The sequence below is a fragment of the Streptomyces sp. SUK 48 genome (genome assembly GCF_009650765.1).
Classification (GTDB): domain Bacteria; phylum Actinomycetota; class Actinomycetes; order Streptomycetales; family Streptomycetaceae; genus Streptomyces.
Window position 1 is genome coordinate 1,433,963 of the sequence record NZ_CP045740.1, and the last position, 14,939, is coordinate 1,448,901.

The 14,939-nt window shown below is 72.1% G+C and carries 14 protein-coding genes and 2 pseudogenes; 7 read left to right on the plus strand and 9 right to left on the minus strand.

Features of this window, described 5'->3' with window-relative positions; all coding sequences use genetic code 11:
* Positions 1-34 precede the first annotated feature (34 nt).
* Complete coding sequence (locus GHR20_RS06135) at positions 35-934, plus strand: NAD(P)-dependent oxidoreductase (RefSeq protein ID WP_275549599.1); 900 nt, start codon at positions 35-37, stop codon at positions 932-934.
* A 12-nt stretch (positions 935-946) separates the two neighbouring features.
* Here the strand turns inward: GHR20_RS06135 and GHR20_RS06140 are convergent, their stop codons facing one another.
* Complete coding sequence (locus GHR20_RS06140; protein WP_111586335.1) at positions 947-1,384, minus strand: PPOX class F420-dependent oxidoreductase; 438 nt, start codon at positions 1,382-1,384, stop codon at positions 947-949.
* Positions 1,385-1,497: 113 nt separating this feature from the next.
* Between GHR20_RS06140 and GHR20_RS06145 the strand changes: the two genes are divergently transcribed.
* On the plus strand, positions 1,498-2,160 hold the full coding sequence (locus tag GHR20_RS06145; RefSeq protein WP_153812510.1) for a hypothetical protein: 663 nt from the start codon (positions 1,498-1,500) through the stop codon (positions 2,158-2,160).
* Between the two features lie 82 nt (positions 2,161-2,242).
* On the opposite strand, the pseudogene GHR20_RS06150 reads toward GHR20_RS06145, so the two are convergent.
* Positions 2,243-2,943: pseudogene (locus GHR20_RS06150) on the minus strand (YcnI family protein).
* Positions 2,944-2,987: 44 nt separating this feature from the next.
* On the minus strand, positions 2,988-3,602 hold the full coding sequence (locus GHR20_RS06155) for a hypothetical protein (RefSeq protein WP_153812511.1): 615 nt from the start codon (positions 3,600-3,602) through the stop codon (positions 2,988-2,990).
* Between the two features lie 381 nt (positions 3,603-3,983).
* Between GHR20_RS06155 and GHR20_RS06160 the strand changes: the two genes are divergently transcribed.
* Together GHR20_RS06160 and GHR20_RS06165 are read left to right on the plus strand one after the other, a co-directional pair.
* Positions 3,984-4,655: a hypothetical protein gene (locus GHR20_RS06160; RefSeq protein ID WP_153812512.1), complete on the plus strand. Its 672-nt coding sequence runs from the start codon at positions 3,984-3,986 to the stop codon at positions 4,653-4,655.
* Between the two features lie 23 nt (positions 4,656-4,678).
* Positions 4,679-5,059, plus strand: a complete 381-nt coding sequence (locus GHR20_RS06165) for a hypothetical protein (protein ID WP_153812513.1) — start codon at positions 4,679-4,681, stop codon at positions 5,057-5,059.
* A gap of 232 nt (positions 5,060-5,291) precedes the next feature.
* Here the strand turns inward: GHR20_RS06165 and GHR20_RS06170 are convergent, their stop codons facing one another.
* The 5 genes and pseudogenes from GHR20_RS06170 to GHR20_RS06190 all read right to left on the minus strand — a co-directional run bounded on the left by GHR20_RS06170 (position 5,292) and on the right by GHR20_RS06190 (position 10,647).
* The gene (locus GHR20_RS06170) at positions 5,292-6,692 is read right to left on the minus strand and encodes a GH1 family beta-glucosidase (RefSeq protein WP_153812514.1); all 1,401 of its coding nucleotides are present in this window, start codon (positions 6,690-6,692) and stop codon (positions 5,292-5,294) included.
* Positions 6,689-7,528, minus strand: coding sequence for a carbohydrate ABC transporter permease (locus tag GHR20_RS06175; protein ID WP_111586351.1), 840 nt, complete (start codon positions 7,526-7,528; stop codon positions 6,689-6,691). The genes GHR20_RS06170 and GHR20_RS06175 overlap by 4 nt, the downstream gene beginning before the upstream one ends.
* Positions 7,529-7,535: 7 nt before the next feature.
* Positions 7,536-8,525, minus strand: a complete 990-nt coding sequence (locus tag GHR20_RS06180) for a sugar ABC transporter permease (protein ID WP_153812515.1) — start codon at positions 8,523-8,525, stop codon at positions 7,536-7,538.
* A gap of 5 nt (positions 8,526-8,530) precedes the next feature.
* Positions 8,531-9,846, minus strand: a pseudogene (locus GHR20_RS06185) (sugar ABC transporter substrate-binding protein).
* A gap of 249 nt (positions 9,847-10,095) precedes the next feature.
* Positions 10,096-10,647 (minus strand): TetR/AcrR family transcriptional regulator, encoded by a 552-nt coding sequence (locus GHR20_RS06190; protein WP_153812516.1) that lies wholly within the window; start codon positions 10,645-10,647, stop codon positions 10,096-10,098.
* Between the two features lie 186 nt (positions 10,648-10,833).
* Here GHR20_RS06190 and GHR20_RS06195 point away from each other — a divergent pair, with 186 nt between their 5' ends.
* On the plus strand, positions 10,834-11,847 hold the full coding sequence (locus GHR20_RS06195; protein ID WP_153812517.1) for a zinc-binding dehydrogenase: 1,014 nt from the start codon (positions 10,834-10,836) through the stop codon (positions 11,845-11,847).
* 200 nt (positions 11,848-12,047) lie between these two features.
* Here the strand turns inward: GHR20_RS06195 and GHR20_RS06200 are convergent, their stop codons facing one another.
* Entirely contained in the window at positions 12,048-12,857 is an 810-nt protein-coding gene (locus GHR20_RS06200; protein WP_153812518.1) for a helix-turn-helix domain-containing protein, read from the minus strand.
* A gap of 239 nt (positions 12,858-13,096) precedes the next feature.
* On the opposite strand from GHR20_RS06200, the gene GHR20_RS06205 reads away from it, so the two are divergent.
* Positions 13,097-14,365: a S53 family peptidase gene (locus tag GHR20_RS06205; RefSeq protein ID WP_194858822.1), complete on the plus strand. Its 1,269-nt coding sequence runs from the start codon at positions 13,097-13,099 to the stop codon at positions 14,363-14,365.
* Between the two features lie 152 nt (positions 14,366-14,517).
* The gene (locus GHR20_RS06210) at positions 14,518-14,937 is read left to right on the plus strand and encodes an ASCH domain-containing protein (RefSeq protein ID WP_111586323.1); all 420 of its coding nucleotides are present in this window, start codon (positions 14,518-14,520) and stop codon (positions 14,935-14,937) included.
* Positions 14,938-14,939: the final 2 nt, after the last annotated feature.

Consider the following 14,939-nt stretch of genomic DNA (forward strand, 5'->3'; position numbering starts at 1 on the left):
CGTTCGCTACTATGACCGCTGTCATCATCGGTCCGTGGGACGGAGGGCGGCCAGCGTGCGCGTCGGATTCATCGGTCTCGGAGTGATGGGCGGCCCCATGGCCCTGCGCCTGGCGGCCGCCGGCACTCCCCTGGTGGTGTGGAACCGCACCCCGCACCGCGCCGAGCCGCTGCGCGCCGCCGGTGCCGAGGTCGCCCAGGACGCCGCCGGGGTGTTCGCGCGGGCCGAGGTGGTGCTGCTGATGCTCGCCGACGAGCCGGCCCTCGACACGGTCCTCGGGCGCGGCACCCCGGAGCTGGCCGCGCGGGTCGCGGGGCGGACCGTCGTCCACATGGGCACCACCTCGCCCGCGTACTCGGCCGCCCTGGAGGCCGACATCCGCGCCGCCGGCGGCCGCTACGTCGAGGCGCCGGTGTCCGGGTCCCGGGTGCCCGCGGAGGCGGGGCAGCTGGTGGCGCTGCTCGCGGGCGAGCAGGACGCGGTGGACACCGTACGGCCGCTGCTCGCGCCGATGTGCCGGCAGACGTTCGAGTGCGGTGCGGCGCCCGGCGCGCTGCTGATGAAACTCTCGGTCAACCTGTTCCTGATCACCCTGGTGACCGGGCTGACCGAGGCGTTCCACTTCGCCGAACGGCAGGGCCTGGACCCCCGGTTGTTCCTGGACGTCCTCGACGCGGGCCCGATGGCCAGCCCGGTCTCCCGGATGAAGGCGCCGAAGCTGCGCGAGCGGGACTTCGCGGTGCAGGCCGCCGCGCTGGACGTCCTGAAGAACAACCGCCTCGTCGCGGAGGCCGCCCGCGAGGCCCGCCTGGCGTCCCCGCTGCTCGACGTCTGCCACGCCCTCTTCGAGGAGACGGTGGAGCTGGGGCACGGCGCCGAGGACATGGTCGCCGTACTGCGGGCGATCGAGGCGCGGACGCGGAGCGCGGCGTAGGTGGTGTCCGGGTCAGCGCTTGGGGATGCCGTACACCCGGGCGACATGCAGCCGGACGACGAGCCGGCGGTCGCGGACCATCGCGGCGCGGTACTCGTCCCAGTCCGGATGCTCGCCGAGCACCGCGCGGTAGAGCCGGATCAGCTCCTCCACGGTCTCGTCGTGGGGATCCGCGGCGACCGGTGACAGCTCGGCCATGCCCTCGGCGACGGTGTACGCCCAGCGGTCGTCGCTGGTGACGTGGTACGAGGCGCGGGGGTCGCGGCGCAGATTGCGGGTCTTGGCGCGGTCGTCGGTGACGGAGATCCGGATGATCCGCTCGTCCGGGTCGTAGGCGTGGCTGACGTTGGACAGCTGCGGCCGGCCGTCGCGGCGGAGGGTGACCAGCACGCCGCCGTGTCCTGCGGAGAGCAGCGGGAGGAGCGCGTCCTGCGTGGAGTCCTGAGTCATGCAGAGATCAACCGCGGGGGGCAGGGGCCGCATTCCCGTCGGCGTGCGAGGGACATATGCTCCTGGCGGGTGGCGGGCGCCGCCCCGGGCGGACCGGCCGAAGGGGCGCGCACATGGGGGACATATCGGCCGAACGGCGTCGCATCCTTCAGTCGCCGCCGCCCGAACTCGTCGCGCAGGCGGCCGCGAATCCGGGCGGATCGGTCGCGGTGATCGACCCCGAACTCATCGCCGACCCCGACGGCTACGTCCCGGGCGAAGCCGTCCAGGGCGTCTGGCGGGTCGGCGCGGACGGGAAGCTGACCGGGGAGTTCGTGCCCAATCCGCGCTACGGGCCGCCCAAGGACGACTTCGCGAGGCTCACGGAGTCCCGGCACTGGCTGGACTGGCTCGGCGAGCAGCCCGCCGACGCGGTGCGCGAGTCCATCGCGGGAATCCTGGACGAACAGGTCCCCGGCGCGGTGCTGGAGTGGGTCAAGATCCTCGACGCCCCGCGCTACCTCACCGGAGGCCGCCGCCGGCCGGGCGACGCGGACCGCATGCTCGTGACCCGGGCCGCCATCGCCCTGTCCTTCGCGCTCTCCGTGACCAGCCCCGGGGGTCGGCGGGAGATCCTGCTGGGCGTGTTCTCCTGGGTCGCCGTCGGGCTCGACCGGCCCGGTGAGCGCAAGGACCGGGTCTGGTTCGACCTGGGGGCCGGACTGGACCGGGCCGAGGCGGACCTGCGCGAACGGATCTACCTCGTCGGCCGGGCCCCGGAGTCCGGCACCCCCTGACCGCGCTTTCGCGCACCGGTGGGCCGCGCGTGGTGCGCGGGGCCCACCGGTGACCGTCGCTACGACCGTGTCGTGACCGTCGCTACGACCGTGTCGTGGACCGGCCGCGCAGCAGGGCGAACGTGGCGGCGGCCAGGCCCAGGACGCCGACCACCAGGCCGGCGACGCCGAGTTCGCGGGCGGTGGAGTCGCTCGCCTTGGCGGTGGTCGTGGCGGCCGGGGCGGCGGCGGGTGAGGCGTCGTCCGCGGTGAGCTTCAGGGCCGGGGCCGGGTTGTCCGGCTCGTCGTCGCCGGAGGCGGGCTGCTCGATCCAGCGGACGACCTTGCCGTCCGAGTAGGTCTGGAGCGTCTTGAACACCAGCTGGCCGGTGTCCTCGGGGAGCTCGCCGAAGGCGACATCGAAGTCCTCGTACTGCCCCGGTTCGATCTTCCCCCGCTGAAGGTGATCTGGGAGGCGGCCTCGGTGATGGTGCCGTCGTCGGTCTTGACCGGCTTCTTCAGCTTGGTGGTGGTCACCTTGGCGCTCCAGCCGTCCCCCGGGTGGACCAGGACGCCGAGGACGGGGTGGTCGGTGGGCAGGAAGACCTCGACCTTGCTGGTGTAGGCGTGGTCCTCCTCGTTGGGCACGCGGAAGGTCAGCACGCCGTCGGTGGCGCCCTTGGCGTAGCTCTCCGGGTGGACGGTGACGTGCGCGGACGCGGCGCCGGCGGCGAGCAGGACCGAGGCGGCCGTGAGGGCGGTGACGGCGCCGGCGCGGCGCAGGGTGATGCGTGATGCGGACATGGTGAATCGATCTCCGTACGGTGACGAGTGACAAGGGTCAGGGGTCAGAGCGGGTACGGGATCGGAGTGGGCGGTCCGCGCCGGGTGACCGCGTGCCGCAGCGGGGCCCGGCGGGGCGGGGCGACGCCGGACCGGTCGCGCGCGACCGGCTCGGCGGGGGCGGGCAGCGGGGCCGGCCGGCACCGGATGAGCAGGGCGGGGACCAGCGCGGCGGTGCGCCGCAGCAGCGACCACAGCGCGGCCTCGCCCCGCCGCAGCCACCAGGAGGCGGCCAGGGCGGCGAGGACGTGGGCGGCCGTGGCGTGGGCCGTCGCGTGGGCGGCCGTCGCGTGGGCGGCGGGCCCGGTCATGCCGGGCATGCCGGCCATGGGAGCCATGGGGGCGCCGGGGCGGGCCGTGCCGGCGCGGCTGTGGGCCGCGTCGAAGCCCAGGTGCAGACCCGCCTGGGTGAGCAGCATCACCGCGCCGATGCCGGGCCCCGACCGCTCCCGCGCGCCCAGCGTCCAGCCGAGCGCGAGGACCGCGAGGAAGCCCACGCCGTCGCAGCGGAGCGAAGGCATCTCGCCCATGGCCAAGCCGTGGCCCGCGGCGGCGAGCAGCACGCACACCGCGGCGAACACCGCGGCCCGCAGGCCCCTCACCGCCCAGGATGCGCTCACAGTCAGGGATCCTGCCACGCCCGGGTGATCCGCGCGCCACCGCTGCCCGGTCCGGCTTCCGGCAGTCGCGCGGTGTCCGCCCGGCCGCCGCAGTCCGCCGGGACCACGCGCCCGACGCTTCCCGCCGCGGCCGCCGCCCGCTGTTCGCTCGTCCAGGTGAATGGGCGCGCGTTCGGGCGTCGCAGGGGACGCTCCTGGAGAGCATCACGGCGTGGGGACCAGCTGACCGAGGGGAGCGGCCTGGTGAACGGGGAACGTGGTGGGAGGACCCGGGGCGGCAGCGCCGGGGAAACGGCTCACGGCTCGAGGGGTGGTGCGGGGCAAAGCAACTCGACCGGTGATGCGGGGCAAAGCAGGAGGACGCCGGGCAGCCGGACGGTCGTGGTCACGGTCGTCGCGGCGGTGCTCGCCGCCGCCGTGCTCGTCGCCCCGGCCGCCCGGGCGGCTCCGGAGCGGCCCGGCGCGGGGGCGGCGGTGAGTACGGCGGCTGTCACGGACGCCGCGGGGCGGAGCTACACGGCGACCACGGTCACCGGGAATGTGCGCACGACGTTGCGCTTCACATGGAACGGTGGCCCGAAACTCTCCCGCGCGGAGTGGGACCGTGTCGGCGCGCGGCTCGGACTCGGCACGGGCGGCCTGCGCGCGGCGCCGGACCAGGCGGCCCGGACCGGCACCGCCAAACGCCCGTCGGCCACGTTGCGTTGTGACAAGAACCCGAGCTGGAGCGACGCCAACGGCACCCTCGCGGCCCGGTTCAACTGCCACCACTCCACCATCAACTGGGGATTCAGGATCTCCGCCCGCGTGCGGTCCGTCATCACCGGCCATGTCCGCGAGTCCGGTGTCTCCTGGTGGCGGAACGGACGGCGGATGCCGAAGAACGCGGGTCATGTCGTGGGCAGCGGCTACCACTTCCACGGCACGCTGAAGCCGGTCAGGCATGCCGATCACGTCCAGTTCCAGGACTACATGACCTTCCGCGTCACCATCGGCGGCCGCCCGGGCACGGGCTCGCTGACCTGGGCTGCGGACGTGACGGCGAAGAAGTAGGACCGACAGACGGGCAGCGGCTCATGGCACTCGACGTACGGACGGTACGCGGCTGGGCGGAGTCGCTGCTGCGCCGGCTGGAGGCGCCGGAAGGAGCCGCGCTCCAGGTCGGAACGGAAGGCACGGCTCCCGGCACCGGGGCGGGTGTGCACGTCACCCTCGCCTACCCGGACGGCTCCTCGGTCACGGTGGATCTGGACGACGCGCTGCCCGAACCTGAGGCACTGATCCTCCTGGCGGAGCAGCTCCAGGACAGCGTCATCGAATCCACCGGCGGCCGCCCCACCCCCCGGTGCCCGGCACCCGGCCACACCCACCCCGCGACGCCCCATGTCTCGAACGGCCTCCTCGACTGGCGCTGCCCGACGGGGACGTCCGAGGCATCCACCGGCGAACAGCACTGAACAGGACCGCCGGCTGATCCACCCCGTCCAGCCCCGTCCACCTCGGGCCGCCGCCGAGCGCAGGACGCCCCTGCTGCACTCTCGACTGGGCCACCCTGGAGGGGATCGTCGACGCCGCCGAGATGGCGTATCGGCGGCGGTTCCTCGTGGAGAAATACCCGCACCTCGCCGACGAGGAGGCGGGCGGGCCCGATCTTCGTTGATCGGGTCCGCCCGCGGGCGGGAGCCGGGCTCAGGCGGCGCTGCGGCCCCGCTCCCGGTGGGTGCGCACGATGTCCGCGTAGCGGTGGCCGCTGGCCTTGATGGTGCGGGCCTGGGTCCGGTAGTCGACGTGGACCAGGCCGAAGCGCTTGTCGTAGCCGTACGCCCATTCGAAATTGTCCAGCAGGGACCAGGCGAAGTAGCCGGCCAGCGGGGCGCCCCGGCGGGCGGCGGAGGCGCAGGCGGCGAGGTGGGCCTCCAGGTAGTCCTGGCGTTCGGGGTCGTGGACGGTGCCGTCGGGGCGGACCGTGTCGGGGAAGGCGGAGCCGTTCTCGGTGACGTAGAGGGTGCGGGCGCCGTACTCCTCGGTGAGCCGGAGCAGCAGGGTCTCGATGCCGCCGGCGTCGATCTCCCAGTCCATGCCGGTGCGCGGGACGCCCTCGCGGCGGACGGCGCGGGCGTGGGGCGCGGGGCCCTCGGGGTCGTCGACGACATGGGCCGGGAAGTAGTAGTTCAGGCCCAGCCAGTCCAGGGGCGCGGCGATCGTCTTCAAGTCGCCGTCCCGCAGTGGGAGTTCGACGCCGTACGTCTCGGTCATGTCGGCCGGGAAGCCGCGGCCGTGCACGGGGTCGAGCCACCAGCGGTTGACATGGCCGTCGTGCCGGCGGGCGGCCGCGATGTCCTCGGGGCGGTCGGTGGCCGGGTGCACGGTGGAGAGGTTGTTGACGATGCCGATCCGGGCGTCCGGGACGGCGGCGCGGACGGCCTCGGTGGCGAGGCCGTGGCCGAGGAGCAGATGGCAGGAGGCCCGGACCGCCGCGGTCAGATCGGTCCAGCCGGGGGCCATCGCGCCCTCCAGATGGCCGATCCAGGCCGAGCAGGACGGCTCGTTGAGCGTCGTCCAGAGCGTGACGCGGTCGCCGAGGCGCCGGGCCACCGCGTCGGCGTAGGCGGCGAACGCGTGGGCGGTGTCCCGCTCCGGCCAGCCGCCGCGGTCCTGGAGCGACTGCGGCAGGTCCCAGTGGTACAGGGTGACGGACGGGGTGATGCCCGCTTCGAGCAGGTCGTCCACCAGCGCGTCGTAGAAGGCGAGGCCCTCGGGGTTCACCGGACCGGTGCCGCCGGGGACGACGCGCGGCCAGGCGACGGAGAGCCGGTAGGCGTTGAGGCCGAGGCGGCGCATCAGGGCGATGTCCTCGCCCCTGCGGTGGTAGTGGTCGCAGGCGATGTCGCCGTTGTCGTCGCCCGCGATCTTCCCCGGGGTGTGCGAGAAGGTGTCCCAGATGGAGGGTCTCCGGCCGTCCTCGGCGACGGCTCCCTCGATCTGGTAGGCCGAGGTGGCCGTGCCCCACAGGAAGCCGTCCGGGAGTGCGGCGAGGTCGATGCGTTCGGACACAAAAGTCCCTTCGGAATACGGGGTGTTGCCGGTCATTTGACGGCGCCCGCCGTCAGTCCGGCCACCAGATAGCGCTGGAGCAGCAGGAATCCGGCCACCACAGGCACGCTGACGACCAGCGAGGCGGCCATGATCTGGTTCCAGTAGACGTCGTTGAGGGTGGAGTAGCCCTGGAGGCCGACGGCGAGGGTGCGGGTGGTGTCGTTCGTCATCACCGAGGCGAACAGCACCTCGCCCCACGCGGTCATGAACGCGTACACGGCGACCGCGACGATGCCGGGGATCGCGGCCGGTACGACGATCCGGAACAGCGCGCCGAGCGGCCCGCAGCCGTCGACCAGCGCCGCCTCGTCCAGGTCCCGCGGCACCGAGTCGAGGTACCCGGTCAGCATCCAGATGGAGAACGGCAGGGAGAAGGTGAGATAGGTGAGGATCAGGCCGCCGCGGGAGCCGAACAGGGCGATGCCGGTGGCATTGCCGATGTTGACGTAGAGGAGGAACAGCGGGAGGAGGAAGAGGATGCCGGGGAACATCTGGGTGGAGAGCACGGTGACCGTGAAGACGCGCTTGCCCCGGAAGTCGTAGCGGCTGACCGCGTAGGCGGCGAACACCGCGACGACGACGGACAGTACGGTCGCCGAGCCCGCCACGATCAGCGAGTTCACGAAGTAGCGGGCGAGCGGCACCGTGGACCACATGTCGATGTACGGGCGGACGGTCAGCCCGCTCGGCACCCAGCGGAACTTCCCGGAGACGTCCGCGAGGGGCTTCAGCGAGCTGGAGAGCATCACGTACACCGGGAGCAGCACGAAGCCGGTGAGCAGGGTGAGGAAGACGCGCCGGGCCCAGCGGAACGAACGCGGCGGCGCCAGCGGCGAGTCAGACATCGGACGTCCTCCGCTCCCGCGAGGTCACCAGGAGATAGCCGCCCGTCACCACGAGCAGGAAGAGCAGCAGCAGGACGGACATGGCCGAGCCGGTGCCGAAGTTCCAGGTGACGAAGGAGGCTTGGTAGATGTGTACGGAGACGAGGTCGGCGGCCTCGGGCGCGGACCTGCCGAACAGCACGTAGGGCGTGTTGAAGTCGTTGAAGGTCCAGAGGAACAGCACGAGGACCAGTACCTGGTTGACCGGGCGCAGCGACGGCAGGGTGATACGGCGGATGCGCTGCCACATTCCGGCGCCGTCCAGCGCGGCCGCCTCGTACAACTCCCCCGGGATGTTCTGGAGTCCGGCCGTCACCACGAGGAAGGCGAACGGCCAGCCCTTCCACACCGACACGGTCAGCAGCGCGTAGAAGCTGTTGTCGCCGATGAGCCAGAAGGCGGGCCTGGCGCCGAGGTGCAGCTGGTCGTGCAGCACGTGGTTCACCAGGCCGTTGTCGTGCTGGAACATGAACACCCAGGTGATGACGGCCGCGTAGACGGGCAGCGCGTACGGCACCAGGAACAGGGCGCGCAGCAGGCCCCGGCCGCGGAAGGTGTCCTGGAGGAAGAGGGCGGCGACGGTGCCGATCAGCCAGCACAGGCCGACGGACAGCAGCGTGAAGCCGACGGTGACGAAAAAAGAGTGCAGCAGGGCCGCGCCGACGGGCGCGTCGAAGTCCACCGAGAGCCGGTAGTTGCCGAGGCCCGACCAGGGGGCGGTGCCCCAGTCGCGGATGTAGAACTGGGTGAGTTCCTTGAAGCTCATCACGATGCCGATGACCATCGGCACCAGATGGACGAGGAGTTCGAGGACGAGGGCGGGCAGGAGCAGCAGGTACGGCAGCCCGGCGCGGCGGAGCCTGCCGGGCCGGCGGCGGGCCGAGGACGCCGCCGGCCCGGGAGGGGACTTCGCCACCGGCTCCTCAAGGGTGTGGGTGGTCATGGCCGTTACGCCGCCGGCATCTGCTGCTGGGCCTTCTGGAGCGCGGCCCGGACCGAATCGGTGGTCACCGCGCGCCCGGCGGCGGCGTCGGCGAACAGGTCCTTGACGGCGGTGCCGACCGTCGTCTCGAACTGCGATTCGGTGGGCACCTGTGGCAGGGCCGCCGCGCTGGTGGCCAGGGTGTTCTTCAGGACCGTGTTGGCGGGGGTGTCGAACGCGGGGTCGTTCTGCGCGGAGGTGACCGCCGGGATGGAGCTGTACGCCTTGTTGAGGATCTTCTGCTCGTCGTCGGAGGTCATGAACTTCACGAACTTCGTCGCCCCGTCGAGGTTGTGGGTGTTGCGGAAGACCGCGATGTTGATGCCGGCCGCCATCGAGTCGACCTGGGTGCCGGGGCCGGGGGTGCCGGAGCGCACCGGCACGGGGGCGACGCCGTACTGGCTGTCCTTCATCCCCTGCGAGGCGAGGTTGGCGGAGGCCGACTGCCACAGCAGCATGGCCTGGTGGCCCTTGGCGAAGTCGCTGACGGACTGGTTCTGCGCGTACTCGGCGTCCCCGGTCGGGATGACCTGGTCCTCGGCCATCAGATCGACGTACGCCTTGACCGCGTCGACGACCTTGGGGGCGGTGAAGTCCGGCTTGCCGTCGGCGGTGAAGAAGTCGACGCCGCGCTGCTTGGCGAAGACGAAGATGTGGTGGATGTTCTCCGAGACGTTGGCGCCCTCGGCGCCGAGCGGGGAGATGCCCTTCGCCTTGATCTTCTTGCCGTCGGCTATCAACTCGTCCCAGGTGGCGGGTGGTTGGGAGATCCCGGCGTCGGCGAAGATCTTCTTGTTGTAGTAGAGCGCGTACGCCAGCGCGTACAGCGGTACGGCGGCCGGGTCCTTGCCCTGGACGCCGGTGGAGGCGAGCGCGGACGGCACGAACCGGCTCTTGCCGCCGATCTTGTCGAAGTTCTCGGCGTCCCAGGGCAGCAGCGCGCCGCTCGCCTGGAGGGAGGCGCTCCAGGAGTTGCCGATGTTCAGCACGTCGGGGCCCTGCCCGGAGGTGGTCGCGGTCAGGATGCGGTTGAGCAGGTCGGGCCAGGGCACGACCTCCAGCTTCACCTTGATGCCCGTCCGCTGCTGGAACTTGTCGAGTTCGGGCTGGAGGACCTGCTTGTCGACGGCGACGCTGGCGCCCTGGTTGGAGGCCCAGTAGGTCAGCGTCCTGGGCGCGTCGTCGGACCCGCCCCCGTGGACGAACCGCCTCCGCAGGCCGTCGCCGTGAGGGCGAGAGAGAGGGTGACGGCGCCGACGGCCGCGGCTCGGATGCTGCGCATGTCTCCAGGTGTCCCTTCCGGGCGTCGAGAACCTTCGGGATCGCGCACCGGGACCGGCCGGTCCGGCCACTCCCCTCCGAAGACCCTCACATCTTAATTTAGGACGTGAGTTAATCGGCGTGAGCGCGTGCCGTCAAGGCATCCGACACAGGTTCCTCGGGTTCCGGCGCCTTCAGGACCGCCCGACACGCAGCGCGCGAAGCGTTCACCCGGGCAGGGGCGCCAGGCTCACCGGCGGCGCCGCTCCGCTCACGCGGGAGGGGGCGGCGTTCGCGGGAGGGCGCCCGCGAGGGTCAGGGAGACGAGGCGGGTGGCGAGGTTCTCGTCGAGGGGGGCGCCGCTGATCAGGGCGCGGGTGAAGAGGGCGCCACCGAGGGCCTCGATGACGAGACCGGGGTCGGTGTCCGGGGCGAGTTCGCCGCGCTCGACGCCCCGGCGGACCATGACGGCACCCCGTTCGAGCCGCTCGGTCCAGTACGACAGGCGGCGGTCCGGCAGGGTGTCGTCGCGTTCGACGCTCAGCCGGAGCAGCGCCTCGCCCTGCGCCGTCGCGAGCAGCCGGGCCAGCGCGCCGAAGTAGGCGGCGAGGTCGTCATGGACGTGCCCGGTGTCCGGCACCGGCATCGCCGCGTCGAGCTGCTCGGTCAGCGCTTCCAGGATCAGGCTCTCGCGGGTCCCCCACCGCCGGTAGACGGAGGTCTCGTGGACGCCGGCGGCGCGGGCGACGGCCCCGACGGTCGTACCGGCGAGCCCGTGTTCGGTCAGGACGTCCACGGTGGCGGCGAGCACGGCGGAGCGCATCCGGGCCCCTCGGCGGCGCAGGGGCGGGGCGTTCCGTTCGGACGGGGGCATGGACGAGGGCATGACCCACTCTAACGCAGGGCTACTTGCTTTAGGCGGAGGGCGGGCGTAGGTTTCATCGCAAGGCGACTTGCGTTAAGGGGCTCGCGGCCCCAGGGGTCGCCGCCGCGCCAAGGAGGCCATGTCATGGAGCAGATGCTCGCCGCCCGGCTGCACATCCCCAGCCGTACCCTGCGGATCGAGGAAGTGGCGAAGCCCGAACCCGGTCCCGGCCAGGTCCTGGTGAAGGTGGAGGCCGCGGGTGTCTGCCTGTCGGACGTCCACCTGATCGACGGCACCCTCACCCCGCTGCTGCTGCGCGGCGACACGGTCACCCTGGGCCACGAGGTGTCCGGCACCATCGCCGAGACCGGTCCCGGCGTCACCCGCTGGACCCCGGGCCAGCGGGTCGTGCTGTACGCCGGCGAGATCCGCGAGGGCGTCACGTACACCCGGGGCGTGGACTACGACGGCGGGTGGGCCGACTACGCGCTCTCCTCCGAGCACGCCCTGACCGAGCTGCCCGCGGCCATCCCCTTCGACCAGGGCGCGATCATCCCGGACGCGGTCTCCACGCCCTGGGGCGCGATCACCGTCACGGGCGCGGTGCGGCCCGCCGAGGCGGTCGGCGTCTGGGGTGTCGGCGGGCTCGGCGTCCACGCCGTCCAGCTGCTGCGGGCCGTCGGCGCGTGCCCGGTCGTGGCGATCGACCCCAATCCCACCGCCCGTGAGCGCGCCCTCGCCCAGGGCGCGGACCTGGCGCTCGACTCGGCCGACCCGGCGCTGCGCGAGCGCGTTCGCGAGGCCACCGGTGGGGCCGGTCTCGCCGCCGCCTTCGACTTCGCCGGCGTGCCGGCCGTCCGCGCGCAGGCGCTGTCGGTGCTCGCGCCCAAGGGCCGGCTGGTGCTCGTGGGCCTCACCGACCAGCCGCTGACCGTCGCCGACGGCACCCGCTTCAGCTACCTCCAGCAGCAGATCCTCGGCCACTACGGCTCCGACATGCCGGTCGCGCTGCCGCAGCTGCTGTCCCTGATCAGGGGCGGCCGGCTGGACTTCTCCGCCTCGATCAGCGGCGAACTCCCGCTGGTGCGGGCGGCCGAGGCGGTGGAGCGCCTGGAGAAGAAGACCGGCGACCCGATCCGGCTGATCCTGCGTCCCTGATCGCGCCCCTGTTCACGCGCCCCTGTCGACTCCTCCCTGAACCCGCGTCCCTGATCGGGCCGTTCGGGCGAGGCCGTGCGGTGGCGAGCGGTGGCGGGCTCACCAGTGGGTGGGCCCGCCACCGCTTTCACGTACCGCACCGCTTCTTCACATACCGCCGCTCCCCCACCCTTGCCATCTCCTCCCCGTGAAAGGGGAGTTCACGACTCGGGTCCCGGCCGGGCCGTCTCCCACACCGTGTGGAACGCCAGCCGCAGGCACGCCGCCAGGGCCGGGTGTTCGATGAACAGGGTCGTCGTGGTGTCCGACCCCGCCACCGGGTCCGGCATGTCGCACAGGACGAGGGAGGCGTCGGCGATGACCAGCTTGAGCGGGATGCCGGGGGCGAAGCGCGCCTCCTCCCCGGCGGCGGCGAACCGGCGGACATGGTCGGCCGTCCCGGGGTCGGTCAGGGTGCCGGAGAGGTAGATCGCGCGGACCGTGCCGCCGCTCTGACGCAGGCGCCGGACGGCGGTGATGCCCGCCGTGTTCTCGGGCGGCGCGACGAAGGGGGGTTTGCAAAAGGTGAGGAGTTCGTGACGGGCCTGAAACTGAATGTCGGCGAAACGTTCACCGATCGCCTTCGGGTCGCGCAGCACCTCGATGTAGTCCAGCGGGTCCGTGTGCCGCCGGCCCTGGGTCCACAACGGGACCAGCAGACCGGCCAGTTCCCGCGAGGCCCGCTCCAGCCGGTCGACGGTCTCCCGCTGGGCGGACATCAGCCGGGCGAGGGCCGATTCGGGAGGCACGGCGGAGTACGTCGTCACACGTCCGGGGCGTGCGGTGGCCAACTGCCGCCGCACCAGGGCGTCCAGGACGTCGGACACGCGCCGGCGCGGCACATCGGCCTCGCGGGCCACTTCGGCGGCCGTGAAGGAGCCGCGCCTGATGAGTGACAGATAGACCCGGGCCTCGTAGCGGGCGAGCCCGAGGGACATCAGACGGTTGACGGTGGTGTCGTCCAGCTCCATGGCCGCACAAGATATCGGCCACCGCGGAAGCCTGGGCCAAGGTTTTACCAACTGCCCTTGTTCTCAACGGCAAACAGTCAATAACCTCAACCCCAGCCACCACTGACCGGGGTGGCACATTCATCCACATGCCCGGAAGCAGACTCCGACCGGCCACCCCCAACGATGGGTTGTCATGCCTATGACATGCCCATCGGCCGTCGTCCGGAGTCGACCACTCCCCCACGGAGGGCAGTTTTTTGCATTCCCACCGCAGAAGGAACCGCATACGCCGCAGCGCCCCCGCTCTGCTGTCCGCGGCGGCTCTGATCACCGGCGGCGTGGCCGTCGCCACGCAGACGTCGGCCTTCGCCACCACCCCTGCCGCCGCGCACGCGGCGACCGGTTCCGCGGCCACCTCGGTGCACACGCACCGGCTGTGTTCGCAGCCGAGCAAGCCCGGTTACATGGCCTGCCAGTCGGTCGAGCGCACCGACGTCGCCCAGCACAAGTCCCTCGGCCGCAACGACACCCCGCAGGGTTTTGGGCCGTCCGACCTGGCCGCCGCCTACAACCTCCCGAAGGACGGCGGCAAGGGCCAGACGGTCGCGATCGTCGACGCCAACGACGACCCGAACGCCGAGAAGGACCTGGCGGCCTACCGCTCCCAGTACAACCTTCCCGAGTGCAGCACGGCCAACGGCTGCTTCAAGAAGATCGACCAGGACGGCGGCAGCAACTACCCGACGGCGGACGCCGGTTGGGCGGGGGAGATCTCCCTCGACGTCGACATGGTCAGCGCGGCCTGCCCGCAGTGCAACATCCTGCTGGTCGAGGCCAAGTCGGCGAACATGGACGACCTGGGCGCGGCCGTGAACCAGGCCGTCAAGCAGGGCGCCAAGTTCGTGTCCAACAGCTACGGCGGCAGCGAGGGGTCCGACGACACCACCGCGGACGACCAGTACTTCAAGCACCCCGGCGTCGCCATCACCGTCAGCTCCGGTGACAGCGGCTACGGCGTCGAGTACCCGGCGGCCTCGCCGTACGTGACGGCGGTCGGCGGCACCTCGCTGAAGAAGGACAGCAGCACCCGCGGCTACTCCGAGACCGTCTGGGGCACCTCGGCCGGCGGCGACGGCGCGGGCTCGGGCTGCTCGCAGTACGAGGCCAAGCCGTCCTGGCAGAAGGACACCGACTGCGCCAAGCGCGCCGTCGCCGACGTCGCGTCCGTGGCCGACCCGGCCACCGGTCTCGCCGTCTACGACACCTACCAGGCCAGCGGCTGGAACGTGTACGGCGGCACCAGCGCCGCCGCGCCGTACATCGCCGGTGTCTACGCCCTCGCGGGCGCCCCGGGCTCCGGCGACACCCCGGCGTCGTACCCGTACTCCCACCCGGACCAGCTGAACGACGTGACCAGCGGCTCGAACGGGTCCTGCGACGTCGCCTACCTGTGCCAGGCGGGCAAGGGCTACGACGGCCCGACGGGTCTCGGTACCCCGAACGGGACCGGCGCCTTCACCAAGTAGTCCGGAGCTGATCCGGACCGGGTGAGCACGCTCGCCGGTCCGTCCGACCCCCGCCGCGGGTCGGACGGACCGGCGTTCCGCGTTCCGCCTCCCGGTACAACTCGACTGCGCCCTAACCGAGTTCGGCTACGTCCTCGGGTACGCTCGGCCGTATGAGTGCTGACGATCTCCCCAAGCTCGCCCTCGCCTTCCCCGGCCCGGAGCGCGACAGCGGGGTCGAGGCCATCATCAGCGGCCGCAAGACGGCCATGACGGCGCTGGTCGAGATCCTGGAGCGGATAGGGCAGCCCGTCCCCGAGGCCGGCCAGCGGTACGCGGTGCTCGACTCGGACGACCGTACGGCCGTCGTGATCGAACTGACCGAGGCCCGGGTGATCCCCTTCGGTGCGGTGGACGACCGGTTCGCGCTGGACGAGGGCCGCGGCTACGCGGACGTCCAGGAGTGGGCCGCCGCCCACCGGGACTTCTTCCGCGGTGAGCAGGTGACCGAACTGCTCGGCTACACGCCCGTCGTGGACGACGACGCGCTGATCGTGGCCGAACGGTTCCGGGTGGTCGGCGCGGAGGACTAGAG